Below are 20,063 nucleotides of genomic sequence, written 5' to 3'. Positions count from 1 at the left end.
TTAACCGACCCTCGTGTCCTCGACGTGCTCCTGACGCGCGTTGCTCAGCAGCTCGAACCACGACTCCACGTCCGGGCGACGGCGCAGCAGAGCGCGGCGTTCGCGCTCGGTCATGCCTCCCCAGACCCCGAACTCGATCCTGTTGTCCAGCGCTTCGGCCAGGCATTCCATGCGCACCGGGCACCCCAGGCACACGAGCTTCGCCTTGCGCTGCTCCGCACCTCGGACGAAGAGCTGGTCCGGCTCCTCATCCCTGCACGAAGCGTTGATACGCCAATCCCCCTGGTTCATATCCCCCACTCCTCAGTGCTGTCCAAATGTGGAAAATCCGCCACACCCCTGCCACGGATGCCGTAGCGTTCGAGCTACGACTGCATTCCTTGGACGTTGACGGACTGTAGTGCCGTTCGGTTCCCCTTCCAACCCTGGGTCACCCGACTGTTACCTGTCTTGCGTATCTCTACTCATGCTGAGTAACGGCACTTACTGATCACGCTCACCCGTTCGTGTACGGCGTACGCTGGCCCGCGTGCGAGTCAGGAATGGCGTGCTCAAGATGCTCGGCCTGTGCCTGCTGGCTGGGGTTCTCCTCGCCGGCATGCTGTTCCCAGTCGTGGGCGCGACCGGCCTCGTCTCGAACCGAGCCAGCGACACCGTGGACAGCATCTCCGCCGACCTCGTGACGACGGATCCTCCGTTGATCTCGACGGTCACCGACAAGGACGGCGCCCCCATCGCCTACCTGTTCGACCAGTACAGGGTGCTCACGCCACCCGAGAAGATCTCGCCGACGATGAAGGCGGCGCTGATCTCGGTCGAGGACAGGCGGTTCTACGAGCACCAGGGCGTGGACTGGAAGGGCACGATCCGCGCGGGCCTGACGAACCAGGTCAGCGGCTCGGTGTCGCAGGGCGCGTCCACGCTGACCCAGCAGTACGTGAAGAACTACCTGGTCCACGTCGTGGCGCGGAACAACAAGCTGGAGCAGGCCAAGGCCCAGGAGCAGACCATCGCGCGCAAGATGCGCGAGGCCCGCATCTCGCTGCAGCTGGAGCGCAAGCTGGGCAAGGAGGAGATCCTCGCCCGCTACCTCAACGTCGTGCCATTCGGCTCGACCATTTACGGCATCGCCGCGGCCGCCCAGGCTTACTTCAACACCACGCCGGACAAGTTGACGGTTCCCCAGGCCGCGATGCTCGCGGGAATGGTGAACAGTCCGTCAGCGCTCGACCCCGAAGCGTATCCGGACAAAGCATTGGAGCGCCGGAACAAAGTCATCGACCGCATGGTCGAGAACGACAAGCTGTCGCGCGACGCGGGCGAGGCGGCCAAGAAGGAGGGTCTCGGGCTCGCGAACCCGGTCCGCACGCCGCCCAACGGCTGCGTCGGCGCCGGCCCCGAGAACGGCTTCTTCTGCTCGTACGTCATCAACTACCTGCAGCGCGCGGGCTTCAGCGAGGAGCAGCTGCGCACCGGCGGCTACACCATCCAGACCACTTTGGACCGGACGGTCACCCAGCAGGCGAAGGCCGCGGCCGAGGCGGGCGTCGGCAAGGGCATCGACGGCATCGCGAACACGATGGCGGTCGTGAAGCCCGGCAAGGAGCGCCACGAGGTGCTGGCGCTGGTCGCCAACCGCGACTACGGCCTGAAGGCCGACCTGCGCCAGACGACGTACGACCTGCCCAGCGGCGTCGAGAACAAGTTCGGCGCCGGCTCGGTCTACAAGGTCTTCACGGCCGCGGCGGCGCTGGAGAAGGGCCTCGGCATCGAGAACGTCATCCAGACGCCGACGTCCTACACCTCGCGGGTCTTCAAGGGTGGCGCCCAGCGCTGCCCGAGCACCGGCGAGCCCGGTACCCGCTGGTACTGCCTGTCGAACTTCGACTCGAGCTACCCGTCGTCGATGACGCTCCAGCAGGCCCTCGCGACCTCGCCGAACACCGGCTTCGTGATCCTGGAGGAGCAGACCGGCATGGACGCGGTGGTCGACATGGCCTCGCGGCTGGGCATGCGCGAGACGATGGCGACGAACCTGCAGGGCACCCGGCCGGACCCGAAGGCCAAGGACAAGCAGAACCGCGTCTCGCAGACGGAGTTCTACAAGCAGAACGGCGGCAACGCCTCCTTCACGCTCTCCCCCGCGCCGGTGTCCACGCTGGAGCTGGCGAACGTCGCCGCGACCATCGTGAGCGGCGGCAAGTGGTGCCCGCCCACCCCGGTCGCGAAGGTGCTGGACCGCAACGGCAAGGCCGTCACGGTCAACGAGGCGCCGTGCGAGCAGGTCGTGGCCGAGGGCCTCGCGAACGGTCTCGCGGTCGGCATGAGCAAGGACGACGTCGGCGGCGGCACCGCGGCCGCGGCCGCCCGCGCCGCCAAGTGGACCCGCCCGATGATCGCCAAGACGGGCACCACCGAGGAGTACAAGTCGGCGGCGTTCATCGGCGCGACGCCGGACTTCGCGGGCGCCGTGCAGACGTTCAACGACGGCACCTCGCCCCGCCCGATCTGCCTGGCGGGCAACGGCGCGCCCCGGTTGTGCGGCAACGGCAACATCTTCGGCGGCACGATCCCCGCGAAGACGTGGTTCGAGACGATGACCCAGGTGCACGGCTCGATCCCGGTCTCGCAGCTGCCCGCGGTGGAACCGCGCTACCTCAAGGGCGGCAAGGAGATCCAGATCCCCGACGTCGTCGGCCGCCAGGTCAACGACGCTATCCGGGTGCTGGACCAGGCGGGCTACAAGGCGAGCCAGCAGTCGGTGAACTCCGACCGGCCGAAGGGCACAGTCGTCAGCCAGACGCCGCGCGGCAACGCGTTGCGCGGCACGGTGATCACGCTGCTGGTCAGCACGGGCTACGTGCCGCCGCCGGTGCCGACCGAGCCGGCGAACCCGAACCCCGGCCAGCCGACGTCGCCCGGCAACCCCGGCGATCCGAACAACCCAAACCGGCCGCCGTTCACGCTGCCGACCGAACCCGGCCGGCCAGGCCGCTAGAGCAGCTGGTTGAGGCGTTCGACGCTCGTCGCGACGTGCGCCTGGATCTCGGCGACCGCCCTGTCGCGGTCGCCGAGGCGGATGGCGTCGAGGATCAGCCGGTGCTCGGCGACGACCTCCTGCGGCGTCTCGGACTCGCTGAGCACCGTGAGGTAGAAGCGCAGCTCCTTCGTGAGGGCGGCGAAGAACTCGTCGAGCCTCGTGCTGTCGAGCAGCGCGACGACGGCCTGGTGGAACGCGAGGTCGCGGTCGACGATCTCACTCGCGTCACCGGTCTCCGCGGCCCGTTCCAGGTCCTCGAACGCGGCCGTGATGGCGTCGAGCTGCTCGGGGCGCGGGGCGCGGACGATCGCGGCGGACTCCAGGCGTTCGCGAGCGGTGTAGAGCGCCTCGACCTTCTCGCGGGTGGGCGCGATGACGACGGCGCCGCGGTTGACCTCGTAGCGGACCAGGCCGGTGAGCTCCAGGATCCGCACGGCCTCGCGGATGGTGTTGCGGGCGACGCCCAGCTCGGCCGCGATCGCGCTCTCCCTGAGCCTGTCACCGGGACCGAAGGCGCCGGCCATGATCCGTTCGGACAGGCCGTCGGCCAGCTGCTGGGCCGTGGTGGTGCGACGCACTTCGAGGCCTTCGAGGGCGGACATGCCGCCAGTCTAGCCAGTTGCAGTGCAGTTGAACTGTACTACAGTTCTACACATGGACCTGACGGAGTTCCAGGCGCTCAGCTTCGACTGCTACGGCACGCTCATCGACTGGGAGGCCGGCATCGCCGCCGTGCTCTCGCCGTGGGCCCGCGAGGAGGGACTCGACCTCTCCGACGAGGAGCTGCTCCTCGCCTACGCGGACCAGGAGGCGGCGGTCGAGGCCGCGACGCCGGCCGCGCTGTACCCGGAGGTGCTGGCCGAGGCGTTCCGGCGGACGGGCTCCGGACTGGGACGCGAGGTGGGCGACGAGTGGGCGGAGCGGCTCGGCTCCTCGGTCCCGGACTGGCCGGCGTTCCCCGACTCCGCGGACGCCCTGGCGCGCCTGGCTTCCCACTACCGGCTGATCATCCTGTCGAACGTGCACCGGGCGGGGTTCGCGGGCAGCAACCGGCAGCTGCGCGGGGACTTCGCGGCGATCATCACCGCGGAGGACGTCGGCGCGTACAAGCCGGCGGAGAACCACTTCCGGGCGCTGGACGCGAACCTCGGCGAGCTGGGCGTGGAGCGGCCGGGGCTGCTGCACGTGGCGCAAAGCCTGTTCCACGACCACGTTCCCGCCAAGCGCGAGGGGCTGCCGTCGGTGTGGATCAACCGCAGGCGCGACCGGCCGGGCTGGGGCGCGACGCCGCGGCCGTCCGGGGAGTTCAGCTACGACCTGGAGTTCGGGTCGATGGGCGAGTTCGCGGACGCGGTGGACAGGGCGTTCTGACAAGGCTTGTGCCGCAGCGGTTTCCTGACCGCTGCGGCACTCCTCGGTCCTACTTGGTGAGCTTGGACTTCACCGCGGCGGCGACGCGGCCCCCATCGGCGCGCCCGGCGACCTCGGCGTTGACGGCCTTCATGACCTGGCCCATCTGCTTGGGTCCCGGCGTCTCGCCGAGCTGCGCGGCGACGGCCTCGACGGCCTTGTCCACAATGGACGCGAGCGCGGCGTCGTCGAGCTGCGCGGGCAGGTAGTTCTCCAGCACCGCGAGCTCCTGGCGCTCCAGCTCGGCCTTCTCGGCCCGGCCGGCGCCGTCGAACGCCTCGGCGGCCTCCTTGCGCTTCTTCGCCTCGCGCGAGAGGACCTTCACGACCTCGTCGTCGGAGAGCTCGCGGGCCTCCTTGCCCGAGACTTCCTCGTTCGTGACAGCCGTGAGCGCCATACGCAGCGCACCAGCCGTGACCGTCTCCCGGGCCTTCATAGCCGCAGTCAGGTCGTTCTTCAGCCGCGTCTTCAACTCCGCCATGGCGCAGAACGGTACCGCCCCCCGGATGCCGCGCCGATCGAGTTAACGCCCTTCCGTACCCTTGACGCGTGAACAAGCTCGGCCGAGCCCTCCTCGCCACGACCGCAGTCGGTGCCGCGACCATCGCGTACGCGGCGGGAATCGAGAGGAGGCACTGGACCCTGCGCACAGCGACGGTGCCGGTGCTGTCCCCCGGCGCCAAGCCGATCCGCGTGCTGCACATCTCGGACCTGCACATGACGCCGAACCAAGTGTCGAAGCAGCGCTGGGTGGCCTCGCTCGCCGACCTGGACCCCGACTTCGTCGTCAACACCGGCGACAACCTCGCGCACAAGGACGCCGTCCCCGGCGTGCTGCGCGCGCTCGGCCCGTTGCTCGACAAGCCGGGCGTGTTCGTCTTCGGCAGCAACGACTACTACGCCCCGAGGCTCAAGAACCCGGTGCGCTACCTGCTGCCGTCGTCCAAGACCAAGCGCATCCACGGCGTGACGCTGCCGTGGCGCGACCTGCGCGCGGGCATGGTCGAACGCGGCTGGGAGGACCTGACCCACCTCCGCAAGACCATCAAGGTGGGCGACCAGGAGATCTTCTGCGCGGGCCTGGACGACCCGCACCTGAAGCGCGACCGCTACGCCGACATAGCCGGCGCCCCGGACCCGTCCGCCGCCCTGCGCCTGGGCGTCACGCACTCGCCGGAACCGCGCGTGCTGGACCCGTTCGCCGCCGACGGCTACGACTTCGTGATGGCCGGCCACACCCACGGCGGCCAGCTGCGCGTGCCGTTCTACGGCGCGATCGTGACGAACTGCGAACTGGACCGCTCGCGCGCCCGCGGTGTTTCGCGGTGGGGTTCGCACATGTGGATGAACGTGTCCGCGGGCATGGGCACTTCTCCGTACGCGCCGGTGCGGTTCTGCTGCCCTCCGGAGGCCTCCCTGCTGACCCTGGTTCCCAGGCCTGTTACGCCTGGTCAGGGCCGAAATGAGGGGGTCCGATTCGGAGCTGGGGCGGACATGATGTAGAGTTCTACATGTTCCCAGCCGGGGTGTGGCGCAGCTTGGTAGCGCGCTTCGTTCGGGACGAAGAGGTCGCAGGTTCAAATCCTGTCACCCCGATTAAGAACGAAAGAGCCGGTTTCGCTTCGCGCGAGACCGGCTCTTTCCTTTTCCCGGCTTTCGCCATTCCGCCGGTCGATTTCTCCGACTTCCAGCGGATGGTCTTCAGCACGGTCCTCGACCGCGTTCGCGATGACGTCCGGGCGTTCGGCGGTGACGACGGTGATCACCGGCACGTCCCGCTGCCAGGAGAGAAGTGATGCTCGACACAAGAGCCCGGAACCATTCCATTTTCATGCGAATTGTCCCGAGCTTTGTTTGTCGACAAGTCGATGGACACGCCTGGCGAGCCACAGAGTCGAAGGTCCCGAGCCCTCTCGCGAAAGGGCATCAACGTTCCCGATAAGCCACCCGATCGTGTGACACGTCTCGACACCGGCGGCAGCAGACTTCACCGTGATTACCTGACGTAGAGACATCGTTCTACGCCAAACAATTCGATACGACTACGTAGCGTTAACCCTTACGAGTGAAGGTTGAAGCTTCAACTCACCGAACGTAACAGCTGTCTAGATCCAAACGACGTAGGCAGTGGTTCGACACTCGTTGAATAACTGGGAGAAGCTGTGATGGACTCCGCCCCCGCCGTCAGTCCTGCTCATAGGTCGTGGATCGCGATTACGGCCAAGACCGTCGTGGTGCTGCAAGTGCTCGCAATCGTCTACATGCTCACGTCGGTGTGGGTCGCCGTCGCCGTCGCGGCCGGGTTCACCCTCGTCGTGCTCGCCGTCCGGTCGCTGTCCCGCGCGTCGGACAAGGTCGACCAGATCTTCACGGAAGAGCTGCACCGCCCGTAGGGGTCCACGTCAGCCGATGAAGCCCCGCGAGGGCAGTCCCTCCGGGAAGCGTTCCAGCGCCTCGCCGGCCACCAGCGCCAGCGACTCCAGCGCCTCGGTCTCGGCCGGCGTCGCCGAGTGCGGGACGGCCCAGTAGCACCCGATCGCGCCGACCGGTTCCGGGCGCAGGATCGGGGTCACGAGCAGACTTCTCACGAATGTCGGCCGATACGCTTCCTGAGGAATCCTCGAATCGAAGCGGATGTCCCTGATCGCCACGGACTGACGATTCATCATCGCCCAGCCGCTGATGCAGTTCACCGCCGGGAACCGCTGGCCCTTCCACAGCGGGCTCATCGAGTCCTCGTCGGCGTAGTAGCAGAGATCGCCGTCGAGCAGCACCAACGTCGCACCGTGCGCGGCCAGCGAGGACCGGGCCGTCGTGCGGACGATCCGCTGCACCTCTTCCAACGTGGCTGCCCCGGTGAGGCGATCCATCGTTTCCGACATGTATCCAGATTAACGCTCGCGGAGGCGCGCACACCAGTTTTTCCACGCCGGGGAAACACGATCCGATCAATTGATCTACACGACTGTGCAGGTCTTTTTCGCCATGCGCTCGCACTGCGCGAGATCGGGTGCCCTGTTGTGGTGATGGTTGTGTCAACCCGCAAATCCCCATCACCCGGACTTCGGACTCTAGTGTTGAAGGGTGACGACGCACCCCTCTCCCAACGTCCCGGACCAGCTCTTCGACGACCCGGCCGCCGAGACCCGGTGGCGCGAGCGGTTCACCGCTCCCCGGATGAGCCTGCCCGGCTGGGCCGACGACGCACCGGACCGCACGCTGTACGTCTCCAACGCGAGCGGGGTCTGGGAGATCTACGCCTGGGACCGGGCGACCGACGAGCACCGCCGCGTCACCGACCGGCCGAACGGCACGTCGCACGCCACGCTGAACCCCGACGGCACGCAGATCTGGTGGTTCGACGACCACGACGGCGACGAGTTCGGCATCTGGGTGCGCGAGCCGTTCACCGCCGACGGCAGCAAGGCCGAGCCGGCGCTGCCCGACGTGACGCCCGGCTACCCGGCCGGCCTGGAGATCGGGCCGAACGTCACGGCGGTCGCCGCGTCCACCGACGACGGCACGACGGTCTGGCTGTCGCGCGGCGGCAAGTCCGAGGTGATCTACCAGCACGTCAACGACGCCGGTGTGTCCGCGATGTCCAAGGACGAGTCGCTGGTCGTCATCGCGCACTCCGAGCACGGTGACAACCGGCACATGGCGCTGCGCGTGCTCGACGCCGCCACCGGTGAGGCCGAAGCCGAGAAGTGGGACGGCAAGGGCAAGGGCCTCGACGCCATCTCGTTCAGCCCGGTGCGCGGTGACCAGCGGCTGCTGGTGCTGCACGAGCGCCGCGGCCGCGAGGAGCTGCTGATCTGGGACGTCGCGGCGGACACCGAGTCCGAGATCGTCCTGGACCTGCCGGGCGAGGTCGCCGCGGACTGGTACCCGGACGCGTCGGCGTTGCTGATCGTGCACACCCACCACGGCCGCAACACCGTGCACCGCTACGACCTCGCGAGCGGCGAGCTGTCCACCCTGGACACCGCGCCCGGTGTGGTCGGCTCGGCGGGCGTGCGACCGGACGGCACGGTCGAGTACTCGTGGTCGTCGGCCGAGAAGTCCACGGTGATCCGCGCGCTGGCCACCGACGGCACCGAGAGCGTGCTGGTCGAGCCGCAGGGCGCGAAGCCCGCGACGTCGCGCAAGCTCGAGGACGTGTTCGTTGGCGACGTGCACGCGCTGGTCTCGAAGCCCGACGGCGAGGGCCCGTTCCCCACGGTCTTCCTGATCCACGGCGGCCCGCACTCCTCCGACGAGGACCGCTTCTCCGCCTACCGCGCGGTGTGGCTGGACGCCGGGTTCGCCACGGTGCACGTCAACTACCGCGGTTCCAGCGGCTACGGCTCGAAGTGGCGCGACGCCATCGAGGGCAGGCCGGGCCTGACCGAGCTCGAGGACATCGCCGCCGTGCACGACTGGGCGGTCGAGTCCGGGCTCACCGACCCGGCGAGGTCGGTCCTGAACGGCGCGTCGTGGGGCGGCTACCTGACCCTGCTCGGCATCGGCACCCAGCCGGAGCGCTGGGCGGTCGGCGTCGCGGGCGTCCCGGTGGCGGACTACCTCGCCGCCTACGAGGACGAGATGGAGCCACTGCGGGCGTTCGACCGGGCGCTGTTCGGCGGTTCGCCGGAGGAGCTGCCGGAGCTCTACGAGGAGTGCTCGCCGCTCACGTACGTCGACCAGGTCACCGCGCCGGTGCTGATCCTCGCGGGCGAGAACGACCCGCGGTGCCCGATCCGTCAGATCGACAACTACCTCGACGCGCTCGCGGCCCGTGGCCACACCTACGAGATGTACCGCTACGACGCCGGCCACGGCTCGCTGGTCGTCGCCGAGACGCTGGTGCAGACGGCGGCCGAGGTCGACTTCGCGCGCAGGCACCTCGCGAAGTAGTCCCCGCAGACACGACGAGGCCCGCTCCAGCCGGAGCGGGCCTCGTCGTGTCGTTGCCGGTCAGGCCGCCTGGGCCTGCCACATCCAGTGCGCCTGCTCCAGCTCCTGCGTGATGCCGATCAGCAGGTCCTGGCTGACGAGGTCGTGCTTGTCGGTCTCCTCGATGCGCGTGCGCATGCGGGCGATCAACGACCCCAGCGAAGCGGTGATCGACGAGACGACCTGCTCCTCCTTCAGCCAGCCGGTCTCGATCTCCTGCACGCCGGACGAGTCGGCGATGGTCTTCGCCGTGCCGTTCGGCGTGACACCGAGAGCGGCCGCGCGCTCGGCGACCTGGTCGGCGGCGTTGCGCGCCAGGACGACCAGCTCGTCGAGCTGCAGGTGGACGCTGCGGAAGTTCTTGCCGATCACGTTCCAGTGCGCCTGCTTCCCGATCAGGGACAGGTCGACCAGGTCGACCAGCGTCGCCTGCAGCACGGCTCCGACCGCGTCGCGGGCGTCGTCGGGCAGCGGGCTGGTGATCGGGTTCTTGGCCATGGTGAACGCGCCTCCTAGACGGTGACGTTGAGCGTCACTTCGATGTTGCCGCGCGTCGCGTTGGAGTACGGGCAGACCTGGTGGGCCTGCTCGACGAGCTTCTCCGCGACCGCCTGGTCGAGTCCGGGGATCTTCACCGCGAGCTCGACGGCGAGCTGGAAGCCGCCGGCACCGTTGGATCCGATCCCCACCTTGGCGGTTACCTCGGAACTCGCAACTTGAATCTTCCCGGCGCGCGCGACGGCTGCGATGGCGGAGTTGAAGCACGCCGAGTACCCGGCCGCGAAGAGCTGCTCGGGGTTGGTCGCGTCGCCGCCGGGGCCGCCCATCTCCTTCGGGACCGACAGGACCTCGTCGATCACACCGTCGGAGGAACGCACCTCGCCGTTGCGGCCTTCGCCGTAAGCAGTCGCCTCAGCCGTGTACAGCGCTTCCATTCCGCTCTCCCTTGGGTCAGTAAGTCGAGCCTTTCACCCAGGGAGAACGCATCGTGCGCGATTTAAATGCCCGGTCGTGACTCAGTTCACTCCGCGGCGGGACGCCTGGCTGAGCGCGAACTCGACGACCTGGCGGCCGATGACCCTCAGGTTGCGGTCGACGTCGGCGTCCGAGCAGGCGCCGTCGCCGTCGAACTTGACCTGCGCGGAGTTGATCGCGGCACCCAGCGGCGTCGGCCAGCCGCGCAGCGCGTGCACGATCGAGCGGACGCCCGCGAGCGTGTTCACCGCTGCCTGCCAGCCGAACGCGGCGGTGATGGTGCCGATGGCCCGGCCGTCGAGGTACGGGCGTTCGTCGTCGCGGAGGTCCTCGATGTAGTCGAGGGCGTTCTTGACCAGGCCGGACACGGTGCCGTGGTAGCCGGGCGACACGACGATGACGCCGTCGGCCCTGCGCAGGTCCTCGACCATCCGCACGGCCACGTCGGTGCGGTCGGGCACCGACGGGTCGTAGAACGGGAGCACCAGGTCGGGGCCGCTGTACTGGATCGTCTCCGCACCGAGCTCGCGGGCACCCTCCAGAGCCACCCGCAGCGCCCGTTCGGACTGCGAGTCGGACCTGATCGAGCCCCCGATGCCCACCACCGTCACCGTCATGCCAACGATCCTTCCACCTCCAGATACCTGGAGATCCAGCACTACTCGCGAGTAACCTGCACCACATGTCGAACTTCCAGGCGGCCGCGCTGGCCGGTGCTCTGCGCTTCGCGTTCGGTCTCCCCGGTCCCGTGCGCCGTCTCATCGCCGGCACGCCGATCCGCCTGGACGGTCAGGACCTGCACCCGGAGGCGCAGCTGCTGCTCAGGCTGCAGCAGCTGTCCGGGACGGACTGGCGCACGAGGTCAGCATCCGAGAGCCGGCTGGACCTGGAGTTGAGTTCCAAGCTCGTCTCGGGACCGAAGATCACCGGGGTGGGTGCGCGCGAGCTCACGATCGGGGAGTTCGCCGGCCGCCTCTACACGCCGGACGGCCTCGCGCCCGGCTCGGCGTTGTTGATCTTCTACCACGGCGGCGGGTGGGTCACCGGGAGCCTCGACAGCCACGACAACCTGTGCCGGTTCCTGGCGAAGGAGGCCGGTGTCCGCGTGCTCGCGGCCGACTACCGGCTCGCGCCGGAGGCACCGTTCCCCGCCGCGGCCGACGACGCCGCCGAGGTGCTGCGCCACGCCGTCGCGAAGGCGGAGGACCTGGGCATCGACCCGAAGCGGATCGCGCTCGGCGGTGACAGCGCGGGCGGCAACCTGGCCGCGGTCACCGCGCACGGCGCCGAGGTCGACATCGCGTTCCTGCTGCTCTTCTACCCCGGTGTCGACGCGTCGGTGCGCCGCCGGTCGCGGGAGATCTTCGGCAACGGGTTCTTCCTGACCGACGAGAAGATGGACTGGTTCCTCGACCAGTACGCGGCCGACGGCGAGGACCGCCACGACCCGCGCCTGTCGATCATGCTGGCCGACGACCTGTCGAAGATGCCGCCGACCTACGTCGCGACTGCGGGCTACGACCCGTTGCGCGACGAGGGTGAGGCCTTCGCGGAACGCCTGGCCGCCGAGGGCGTGCCGGTCGTGCTGCGCCGGCACAAGGGCCTCTTCCACGGCTTCGCGAACGTGCTCGGCATCGGCGGGATCTTCCGCGAGGCCGTGTCCGAGGCCGTCGGGGCGCTGCGGACCGGTCTGGCGCTCGCCAACTCCGCTCAGGACGTGGCCGAGACCGCCTGACGCTGGCGGCTGAACACCCAGCCGAGACCGGCGACGAGCAGTCCGGCGAGCCCGGCGACGACGAAGCCGAGCGGGGGTCCGCTCTGGTCCACGGCGACCCCCGCGAGCGGCTGACCGGCCGCGACGCCGAACGTGAACGCCGAGCCCTGCAACCCGAGCGCGAGACCGCGGGCGGTGGGCGGCGCGTGCCTGCTGATCAGCTCGGTCGAGGCCGTGATGGTCGGCGCGCAGAGGAGGTTCATCGGGATGAGCGCCAACGCCAGCAGCAGCACGCTGCCGTCGCCGAGGCCGACCGGGATCTCCAGCAACGCCATGCCGGCCAGCAGGACGACACCGCTGGGAACGCGTCTGAGGCTGCCGTAGACGAGCCCGCCGGTGGCCGACGCGGCGCACATCACCACGAACACGAGGCCGATCCAGCCCTGCTTGCCCGCCTGTTCCAGCGAGGCGATCGAGGCGATCTCCATGCCGGACAGCGTCATCGTGGCGCCGAACGGGATGATCAACGCCGCGAGCACCGGTCCGCGCAGCCACTGCCTGACCTTGGGCGGCGGACCGTCGACCACCTCGTCCTCGTGCACCAGCACAGGGTTCACGGCGAACAGCACCGCGCTCGCCACCAGGATCGCCACGCCGATCGTCACCAGCGCCGTGCCGGTCGAGAACTTCGTCGCGATCAGCACGCCCGCGGCGGGTCCGACCATGAACGACAGCTCGACCGAGATCGAGTCCAGCGAGAACGCGGGCCTGCGGTGGGGTTCGGGCACGAGCGCGGTCAGCGCCTGCCGGCCGATGGACATCATCGGCACCGCCACCAGCCCGTTGGCGAACGCCAGCACGAGCAGCACGTAGTAGTCCATCAGCGGCGCGGTCACCCAGAAGACGCCTTCGAGCAGGCTCAGCGCCAGCACGAACCGCAGTCCCCTGGTGTCGACCAGCTTGCCCATCAGCGGCGATCCGAAGCCGAGACCGATCATGGTTGCGAAGCCGACCGTGCCGGCGGCCGCGTAGCCCTTGTCGAGCGTGGTGACGACGTGCAGCGTCACCGTGACGCCCGCCGCGGTCGGGGGGATCCTGGCGAAGAGCATCAGCATCATCAGGGGACGGACCCCCGGCAACGTCAGGACGCTTCGGAACGGGGCGAGGTTCACGATGCCATCGTCGCCGCGGTGGCAACCGGTTTGCGCGCCAGGACCCAGCCGACGCCCGCCACGACCAGTCCGATCACGCCCACGATCGCGAACCCGGCCGGTGCGCCGCCGCGGTCGATCGCCACCCCCGCGATGGGTGCGCCGATCGCGCTGCCGACGGTGAACGCCGAGCCCTGCAGACCGAGAGCAAGTCCACGGGCCGAGGGCGGCGCGAGCCTGCTGATGCGCTCCCCGGACGCCGCGATCAACGGCGCGCACATGAGGTTCATCGGCACGAGGAGCAGGCACAGCAGCAGCACGTTGCCGTCACCCAGACCGACCGGGATCTCCAGCAACGCCATGAGCGCCAGCAGCACCAGCACGCTGGGCACCCGCTGCACACCGCCGTAGACCAGGCCGCCCACGATCGACGCCGCGCACATCGCGAAGAACACCACGCCGAGCCAGCTCTGCTTGCCGATGTGCTCCAACGACGCGATGGCCGAGACCTCCATGCCGGCCAGGCACACGGTCGCACCGATGCACACGACCAGTACGCCGAAGAGCGGTCCGCGCAGCCACTCGACGATCCTCGGCTTGGGCCCGTCGAGGACCTCGTCCTCGTGGACCATCGGCGGGTTGGCCGCGTACAGCAGCGTGCCCGCGATGAGGATCGCGACGCCGATGAACGGCAGCGCGACGTTCGTGGAGAACTTCGTCGCGACGAGCACGCCGAGCGCGGGCCCGGCCATGAACGACAGCTCGACCGAGATGGAGTCGACCGACAGCGCCACCCGGCGCCGGCTCTCCGGCACGAGCGCGGTGATGGCCTGGCGGCCGACCGACATCATCGGCACGCCCATCAGCCCGACCAGGAACGACGTCCCCAGCAACGTCCAGTAGCCCATCAGCGGCGCGGTCAGCCAGAACGTCGCGGACGCCGTGACGCTCACGGCCAGCATCGACCGCAGGCCGCGCTCGTCGATGAGCCTGCCCATCAACGGCGCGCCCAGCCCCATGCCGATCGTGCCCGCCGCCCCGACCAGCCCCGCCGCGCCGTAACCCCGGTCGAGCGTGACGGCGACGTGCAGCGTCAGGATCACGCCGGTGGCCGCCGGGGGCATCCTCGCGAAGAACATCAGCAACGCCAGCGGGCGTACTCGGGGCAGCATCAGGACGTGTCTGAAGGGGGCGAGGTCCACACCGCTCATCCTCGCCCGCCCGGCAAAAGGTTTTCTTTGCTAACGATGTGATTCGGCGTACAGCTCTTCCAGTGCCCGGTAGGCCTTCGCGACGAACGGCCGCGCCTTCGCGTACCTCACGATCGCGTCCTCGTCGGGGACGATCGTCCGCGTCGGCCGCACGAGGTCGACGGTGAGGCTCGGGATCTCGTCCAGCGCCCGCCACGCCAGCAGCGCCGCGCCGACGGCCGAACCGCCGCTGTCCTCGGTGAGGTGCAACGGCATGCCGAGCGTGTTCGCCAGCGTCTGCGCCCAGATCGGCGACCGGAAGGCACCGCCGGTGATCCGCAACGACTCGACGTTCGGCACGGCGTCCAGCACCAGCGCCAGTTGCTGACACACACCCTCGACCAACGCCTTGGTGATCTGCTGAGGGGTGTGTTCGCGCCGCAGTCCGAGCAGTGCGGCGTGCGTCGTCGGGTCCCACCACGGCGCACGTTCGCCCAGCAGGTACGGCAACGCGACGAGCCCGTCGGAGTCGACCTTCGAGGCCTGGTCGAGCAGGTCGCCGACCTCGATGCCGAACGTCTCCGCGGCCCACTGCGCGACCACGCCGCCGTTGCTGATCGCACCGCCGCGGACCCAGAGGCCCTCGCCGATGGCGTAGCTGAACGTCCGGCCCTCCTCGTCGACGCCGGGACCCTGCTGCGCCACGCGGAGCGCGCCCGACGTGCCGAGCGAGACCGCGCCCGCTCCCGGCGTGGCCGCGCCGACGCCGAGGTTGCCGAGCGGGCCGTCGCCACCGCCGACGACCACCGGGATGCCGGGGCGCAGACCGGGGATGACGGCCGTGAGCGGCGTCGAGTGCGTGGGTTCGACGAGCGGCGGCAGCTGGTCCGCGGTCACCCCGGCGAACTCCAGCGACGGCTCGTGCCACTGCAGCGTGTGGATGTTCATCAGGCCCGTGCCGGAGCCGCACGAGTGCTCGTTGATCAGCTGACCGGTGAGGTGGAGGTGGACGAAGTCCTTGATCTCGCACCACTTCGCGGCCGTGACGCCGTTCTCGTGGAACCACGCGAGCTTCATCAGCGGCGTGAACGAGTGGATCGGCGCGCCGGTCGCCTGGTGCAGCGCGCGGCCCTCCGCGGTGCCGCGCAGGCGTTCCGTCTGCTCGACCGCGCGGTTGTCGGCCCAGCTCAACGCGTCCGTCACCGGCGTCAGCGACGCGTCCAGGCCCATGATCGAGTGCATGGCGCCGGTCAGCGCGATCGCCCGCACGTCCTCGGAGGCCAGCTCGCGGATCGCGTCGAACGCGGCGTCGAGCACCTGCCTCGGGTCGTGCGTGGCCTCCAACCCGCTGGTGTGCATGGGATAGGTGCGTTCGGTCGAGGCGACGACCCGCGCCATGGCGTCGACCGCCACGACCTTCGTCGCCGTCGTGCCGAGGTCCACCGCGAGAACGATCACGACTCACCCCGCACGGCGGTGAAGACGGCGAAGCTCGGGGACTGCCGCAGCGGGCCCCAGAACTCCTCGCCGCGGTCGTCGTCGGGCGTCACGGTCGGCTGCCGCGCCACCTCGACCAGGCCGGCGCGGGTCAGCGCGCCGTCGAACACGCCGCGCTCCCAGTAGAACGAGTCGAAGTCGAACGGCGGATCACCCAGCACGTGCACGGTGACCGGCTGCTTCACGGCCGGCGGGCCGGTGCGGGTGATCTCGTAGCCGTAGCGGCCGTACTGGCCGAGCAGGTCCCAGTCGGCGTCGGGGTTGGGCACCAGCACGACGAGCCGGCCGCCGGGCGCGAGGTTGGCCTTCAGGTTGCCGATCATGGCGTCGAGCGCGGGCACGTCGTCCGCGTACCCGAGCAGCCACACCGCCGTGACGACGTCGAACTCGCCGAGCACCGGCAACGCCGTCGCGTCGTGCTGCTCGAAGGTGATGCCGCGCGGCTCGCGTTCCTCGACGTGCTTGGCGTAGCCGATCATCTCGCCCGCCGAGTCGACGCCGGCGACCCTCACCGCGCCGAGGTCGTGGAAGAGCCGGGCGTAGAAACCGGTGCCGCAGGCCACGTCCAGCACGGACCTGCCGCGCAGGTCACCGACCGCGGACAGCAACGTCGCGCGCTCGGCCAGTCCGGTCGGGATGTGCTTGGCACGTTCGTAGATCGCGCCCAGCGCGTCGTACTGCTCGTCGCTCTCCGCCATGACCACACCCTAGGAGAGAAGAGGCCCCCGTCGTCCGCACGACGGGGGCCTCGACCTCACGATCCTCAGAGGCGCTTCGCGAGCTCTTCCGCGACCTCGTAGGTGTTGAGCGCCGCACCCTTGCGCAGGTTGTCACCGCACACGAAGAAGTCCAGCGTGTTCGGGAAGTCCAGCGCCTGGCGCACGCGGCCGACGTACGTCGGGTCGCCGCCCACCACGTCGGCGGGCGTCGGGAACTTCTTGGCGGCCGGGTCGTCGATCAGGACGATGGTCGGCTGCTCCTCGAAGATCTTGTGCGCCGCCTCGACGGTGACCTCGCGCGCGAACGTCGCGTGGACCGACAGCGAGTGCGTCGTGACGACCGGGACGCGGACGCACGTGGCGGAGACCTTGAGGTCCGGGATGCCGAGGATCTTGCGGGCCTCGTTGCGGACCTTCAGCTCCTCCGACGACCAGCCGTCCTCCTTCACCGAACCGGCCCACGGCACCACGTTCAGCGCCAGCGGGGCCGGGAACGGCGAGTCGTCCGCCGACAGACCGGCGGAGGCCAGCGCCTCGGCCACGTCACCCGCGGTGACGCCCGCCTCCTTGCCCGCCAGCGCCGCGATCTCGGCGTACAGGCGGTCGATGCCGGACTGGCCGGCGCCGGACGCGGCCTGGTACGACGCGACGACCAGTTCCTTGAGCTCGAACTCCCGGTGCAGGGCGCCGAGCGCCGCCATCATCGACAGCGTCGTGCAGTTCGGGTTCGCGATGATGCCGCGCGGGCGGTTGTCGATCTGGTCGGCGTTGACCTCGGGCACGACCAGCGGCACGTCGGCGTCCATCCGGAACGCGCCGGAGTTGTCGATCGCGATCGCGCCGCGCTCGGCGGCGACCGGCGCCCACTCGGCCGAGATCTCGTCCGGCACGTCGAACATCGCGATGTCGACGCCGTCGAACGCCTCGGGCGACAGGGCGACGACCGTGAGGTCCTGCCCGCGCACGTTGATCTTCTTGCCCGCCGACCGCGCGGAGGCGATCAGCCGCACCTCGCCCCACGGGAAGGTGGAGCGGGTGTTCATGATGTCGATCATCACGGTGCCGACGGCACCGGTCGCGCCCACCAGCGCGAGTACAGGCCCAGTCATCGTCCAGTCCCTGCGTAAACGACGGCCTCCTCGTCGCCACCGAGCTCGAACGCGTCGTGCAGGGCACGGACGGCGTCGTCGAGCTGGGTGTCGCGGCAGATGACCGAGATGCGGATCTCCGAGGTGGAGATGATGTCGATGTTGACGCCGGCCGTGGCCAGCGCCTCGCAGAACGTCGCCGTGACGCCGGGGTGCGAGCGCATGCCCGCGCCGATCAGCGACACCTTGCCGACGTGCTCGTCGTAGAGGACCTGGTCGAAGCCGATCTCGCCGCGGGACTTCTCCAGCGCGGCCACGGCACGCGGTCCGTCGACCTTGGCCAGCGTGAACGTGATGTCCGTGCGGCCGGACGCCGCCTGCGACACGTTCTGCACGACCATGTCGATGTCGAGCTCCGCCTGCGCTACGACCCGGAAGATCCTGGCGGCGATGCCGGGGTGGTCCGGCACGGCGGTCACGGTGATCTTGGCTTCAGACCGGTCGTGCGCGACGCCGGTGATCATCGCCTGTTCCACGGGAAGGTCCTCCACTGAACCGGACACGATGGTCCCGGTCTTGTTGCTGAACGAAGAGCGGACGTGCACGGGGACGTTGTAGCGCCGGGCGTACTCCACGCAGCGGAGCATCAGCACCTTGGCGCCGCAGGCGGCCATCTCGAGCATTTCCTCGTACGTGGTCGTGTCGAGCTTCTTCGCGTTCGGCACGATCCGCGGGTCGGCGGTGTAGACGCCGTCCACGTCGGTGTAGATCTCGCACACGTCGGCCTTCGTCGCCGCCGCGAGCGCCACCGCCGTGGTGTCGCTGCCGCCGCGGCCGAGCGTGGTGATCTCCTTGGAGTCCTGCGAGACGCCCTGGAAGCCGGCGACGATCACGATGGCGCCCTCGGCCATCGCGTCCTGGATCCGGCTGGGGGTCACGTCGATGATCCGGGCCTTGCCGTGCGCGGACGTGGTGATCACACCTGCCTGCGAGCCCGTGTACGAGCGCGCCTCGGCACCCAGCGAGTTGATCGCCATCGCGAGCAACGACATCGAGATCCGCTCACCGGAGGTCAGCAGCATGTCGAGCTCGCGGGCCGGCGGTACCGGCGAGACCTGGCGGGCGAGGTCGAGCAGCTCATCGGTCGTGTCGCCCATGGCGGACACCACGACGACGACGTCGTTGCCCGCTTTCTTGGTCGCGACGATGCGCTCGGCCACGCGTTTGATCCGCTCGGCACTTCCAACCGATGAACCGCCGTACTTCTGGACGACGAGCGCCACCGACCTGACCTCCTTCGCGCGACCAAAACCCCACGTCGTGGGCAGCCTACCCGGACCACCTGGTGAGACTCTGGAGCCGTGACGCGCGTGACTACGCTGTCCGGGTGTCGTCGAGCACCGATGTCGTGGAGGCCCCAGCAGCCGTGCCTGAGAGCAGTGCGCGCTCGCGGATGGCCGAGGCGCTCAGACACCCCGCCGCCCTCTGGACGGCGCCCGCGCTGATCTACCTGGTCGTGCGCCAGGTCGGCCTGTTCGTCCTCCAGCTGGTCGTCGAGTACCAGAACGGGCTCAACGGCAAGACCGACACGTCCGTCGACAACCTGAAGTCGTGGGACGGCGAGTGGTTCCTCGGCATCGCCCAGGGCGGCTACGACGACGTGCCGGCGCGCCTCACCGACGCGGCGGGCAGGCGCACCGCCGAGACCCCGCTGGCGTTCTTCCCCGGCTACCCCGCGCTGATCAGGTGGGTCGACGCCCTGCCGGGCGTGGACGTGGTGGGCGCGGCGTTCGCGGTCAGCCTGGTCAGCGGCCTGTTCTGCGCCTACGGCCTGTTCGTCCTGGGCCGCGTGGTCCGCGACGGCTCCGCGGTCACCGGCCTGGTCCTGGTCACGCTCTTCGCCGCCTCGCCGATGGCGGTCGTGCTGTCGATGACCTACTCGGAGGCGACGTTCTGCGCGTTCGCCGTGTGGGCCCTCGTCGGCGTGGTGAAGAAGCGGTGGCTCCTCGCGGGCGTGTGCTGCGCGGCGGCGGGCCTGGTCCGCCCCACGGCGGCGGCCCTGATCGTGGCCGTCGGCCTCGCGGCGCTGGTGGCGGTCGTCGCCGACCACCGCGACTGGCGCGCGTGGGCGGGCGGCCTGATCGCCCCGCTCGGCCTGCTCGGCTACCTGGCCTGGGTCTCGTCCCGCACCGGCGACCTCGCGGGCTGGTTCGGCGTGCAGCAGCGCGGCTGGGGCTCGAAGTTCGACGGCGGCGAGGCGACGTGGGAGTTCGCCCTCGGCCACCTCGCCAACCCGCGTTCGGTGCTGGAGACCGGCACCGTCTGGCTGCTGGCGCTGGCGATC

The 20,063-nt window shown here is 69.6% G+C and carries 21 protein-coding genes and 1 tRNA gene; 8 read left to right on the top strand and 14 right to left on the bottom strand.

What is annotated here, in order from left to right:
- The gene (locus tag VF330_RS30680) at window positions 1-291 is read right to left on the bottom strand and encodes a WhiB family transcriptional regulator (protein ID WP_330855187.1); all 291 of its coding nucleotides are present in this window, start codon (window positions 289-291) and stop codon (window positions 1-3) included.
- A gap of 238 nt (window positions 292-529) precedes the next feature.
- Here VF330_RS30680 and VF330_RS30675 point away from each other — a divergent pair, with 238 nt between their 5' ends.
- Complete coding sequence (locus VF330_RS30675) at window positions 530-2,998, top strand: transglycosylase domain-containing protein (RefSeq protein ID WP_330855186.1); 2,469 nt, start codon at window positions 530-532, stop codon at window positions 2,996-2,998.
- Here the strand turns inward: VF330_RS30675 and VF330_RS30670 are convergent.
- Window positions 2,995-3,642: a GntR family transcriptional regulator gene (locus VF330_RS30670; protein ID WP_330855185.1), complete on the bottom strand. Its 648-nt coding sequence runs from the start codon at window positions 3,640-3,642 to the stop codon at window positions 2,995-2,997. The genes VF330_RS30675 and VF330_RS30670 overlap by 4 nt on opposite strands.
- Before the next feature lie 52 nt (window positions 3,643-3,694).
- On the opposite strand from VF330_RS30670, the gene VF330_RS30665 reads away from it, so the two are divergent.
- A complete protein-coding gene (locus VF330_RS30665) occupies window positions 3,695-4,411 on the top strand; it encodes an HAD-IA family hydrolase (protein WP_330855184.1) in 717 nt (238 codons plus the stop codon).
- A 49-nt stretch (window positions 4,412-4,460) separates the two neighbouring features.
- Here VF330_RS30665 and VF330_RS30660 read toward each other — a convergent pair whose 3' ends face one another.
- Window positions 4,461-4,931 (bottom strand): GatB/YqeY domain-containing protein, encoded by a 471-nt coding sequence (locus VF330_RS30660; RefSeq protein WP_330855183.1) that lies wholly within the window; start codon window positions 4,929-4,931, stop codon window positions 4,461-4,463.
- Between the two features lie 68 nt (window positions 4,932-4,999).
- Here VF330_RS30660 and VF330_RS30655 point away from each other — a divergent pair, with 68 nt between their 5' ends.
- Window positions 5,000-5,953, top strand: a complete 954-nt coding sequence (locus tag VF330_RS30655) for a metallophosphoesterase (protein ID WP_330855182.1) — start codon at window positions 5,000-5,002, stop codon at window positions 5,951-5,953.
- A 19-nt stretch (window positions 5,954-5,972) separates the two neighbouring features.
- Window positions 5,973-6,046: transfer RNA gene (locus VF330_RS30650), tRNA-Pro, on the top strand.
- Here the strand turns inward: VF330_RS30650 and VF330_RS30645 are convergent.
- Window positions 6,028-6,216, bottom strand: coding sequence for a hypothetical protein (locus VF330_RS30645; protein WP_330855181.1), 189 nt, complete (start codon window positions 6,214-6,216; stop codon window positions 6,028-6,030). The genes VF330_RS30650 and VF330_RS30645 overlap by 19 nt on opposite strands.
- A gap of 399 nt (window positions 6,217-6,615) precedes the next feature.
- On the opposite strand from VF330_RS30645, the gene VF330_RS30640 reads away from it, so the two are divergent.
- Window positions 6,616-6,843 (top strand): hypothetical protein, encoded by a 228-nt coding sequence (locus VF330_RS30640; protein WP_330855180.1) that lies wholly within the window; start codon window positions 6,616-6,618, stop codon window positions 6,841-6,843.
- Between the two features lie 9 nt (window positions 6,844-6,852).
- Here the strand turns inward: VF330_RS30640 and VF330_RS30635 are convergent, their stop codons facing one another.
- Window positions 6,853-7,332, bottom strand: coding sequence for a GAF domain-containing protein (locus tag VF330_RS30635; protein WP_330855179.1), 480 nt, complete (start codon window positions 7,330-7,332; stop codon window positions 6,853-6,855).
- Between the two features lie 202 nt (window positions 7,333-7,534).
- Here VF330_RS30635 and VF330_RS30630 point away from each other — a divergent pair, with 202 nt between their 5' ends.
- Complete coding sequence (locus tag VF330_RS30630) at window positions 7,535-9,346, top strand: S9 family peptidase (protein ID WP_330855178.1); 1,812 nt, start codon at window positions 7,535-7,537, stop codon at window positions 9,344-9,346.
- 60 nt (window positions 9,347-9,406) lie between these two features.
- On the opposite strand, the gene VF330_RS30625 is transcribed toward VF330_RS30630, so the two are convergent.
- The 3 genes from VF330_RS30625 to VF330_RS30615 all read right to left on the bottom strand — a co-directional run bounded on the left by VF330_RS30625 (window position 9,407) and on the right by VF330_RS30615 (window position 10,977).
- Window positions 9,407-9,883: a DNA starvation/stationary phase protection protein gene (locus VF330_RS30625; RefSeq protein WP_330855177.1), complete on the bottom strand. Its 477-nt coding sequence runs from the start codon at window positions 9,881-9,883 to the stop codon at window positions 9,407-9,409.
- Between the two features lie 14 nt (window positions 9,884-9,897).
- On the bottom strand, window positions 9,898-10,320 hold the full coding sequence (locus tag VF330_RS30620; protein ID WP_330855176.1) for an organic hydroperoxide resistance protein: 423 nt from the start codon (window positions 10,318-10,320) through the stop codon (window positions 9,898-9,900).
- 81 nt (window positions 10,321-10,401) lie between these two features.
- The gene (locus VF330_RS30615) at window positions 10,402-10,977 is read right to left on the bottom strand and encodes an NAD(P)H-dependent oxidoreductase (protein ID WP_330855175.1); all 576 of its coding nucleotides are present in this window, start codon (window positions 10,975-10,977) and stop codon (window positions 10,402-10,404) included.
- Between the two features lie 65 nt (window positions 10,978-11,042).
- Here VF330_RS30615 and VF330_RS30610 point away from each other — a divergent pair, with 65 nt between their 5' ends.
- Window positions 11,043-12,095 carry an alpha/beta hydrolase gene (locus VF330_RS30610; RefSeq protein WP_330855174.1) on the top strand — a complete coding sequence of 351 codons (1,053 nt, stop codon included), beginning with the start codon at window positions 11,043-11,045 and terminating at the stop codon, window positions 12,093-12,095.
- Here the strand turns inward: VF330_RS30610 and VF330_RS30605 are convergent.
- The 6 genes from VF330_RS30605 to VF330_RS30580 form a co-directional block, all read right to left on the bottom strand.
- On the bottom strand, window positions 12,071-13,246 hold the full coding sequence (locus VF330_RS30605; RefSeq protein WP_330855173.1) for an MFS transporter: 1,176 nt from the start codon (window positions 13,244-13,246) through the stop codon (window positions 12,071-12,073). The two genes, VF330_RS30610 and VF330_RS30605, sit on opposite strands and share 25 nt — an antisense overlap.
- Window positions 13,243-14,427 (bottom strand): MFS transporter, encoded by a 1,185-nt coding sequence (locus VF330_RS30600; RefSeq protein WP_330855172.1) that lies wholly within the window; start codon window positions 14,425-14,427, stop codon window positions 13,243-13,245. The genes VF330_RS30605 and VF330_RS30600 overlap by 4 nt, the downstream gene beginning before the upstream one ends.
- Before the next feature lie 39 nt (window positions 14,428-14,466).
- Entirely contained in the window at window positions 14,467-15,873 is a 1,407-nt protein-coding gene (locus tag VF330_RS30595) for a gluconokinase (protein WP_330855171.1), read from the bottom strand.
- Window positions 15,870-16,610: a class I SAM-dependent methyltransferase gene (locus VF330_RS30590; RefSeq protein WP_330855170.1), complete on the bottom strand. Its 741-nt coding sequence runs from the start codon at window positions 16,608-16,610 to the stop codon at window positions 15,870-15,872. The genes VF330_RS30595 and VF330_RS30590 overlap by 4 nt, the downstream gene beginning before the upstream one ends.
- 65 nt (window positions 16,611-16,675) lie before the next feature.
- The gene (locus VF330_RS30585; RefSeq protein ID WP_330855169.1) at window positions 16,676-17,740 is read right to left on the bottom strand and encodes an aspartate-semialdehyde dehydrogenase; all 1,065 of its coding nucleotides are present in this window, start codon (window positions 17,738-17,740) and stop codon (window positions 16,676-16,678) included.
- The gene (locus tag VF330_RS30580) at window positions 17,737-19,002 is read right to left on the bottom strand and encodes an aspartate kinase (RefSeq protein ID WP_330855168.1); all 1,266 of its coding nucleotides are present in this window, start codon (window positions 19,000-19,002) and stop codon (window positions 17,737-17,739) included. Before VF330_RS30580 ends, VF330_RS30585 begins: the two co-directional genes overlap by 4 nt.
- A gap of 143 nt (window positions 19,003-19,145) precedes the next feature.
- On the opposite strand from VF330_RS30580, the gene VF330_RS30575 reads away from it, so the two are divergent.
- On the top strand, window positions 19,146-20,063 hold a 918-nt coding region (locus tag VF330_RS30575; protein WP_330855167.1), incomplete at its 3' end, for a hypothetical protein.

Origin of the sequence: Lentzea sp., assembly GCF_036380075.1 — a bacterium.
Taxonomy (GTDB): Bacteria; Actinomycetota; Actinomycetes; order Mycobacteriales; family Pseudonocardiaceae; genus Lentzea.
The sequence above is the reverse complement of the archived record's forward strand: the minus strand, read 5'-3'. Positions and strand labels throughout refer to the sequence as shown.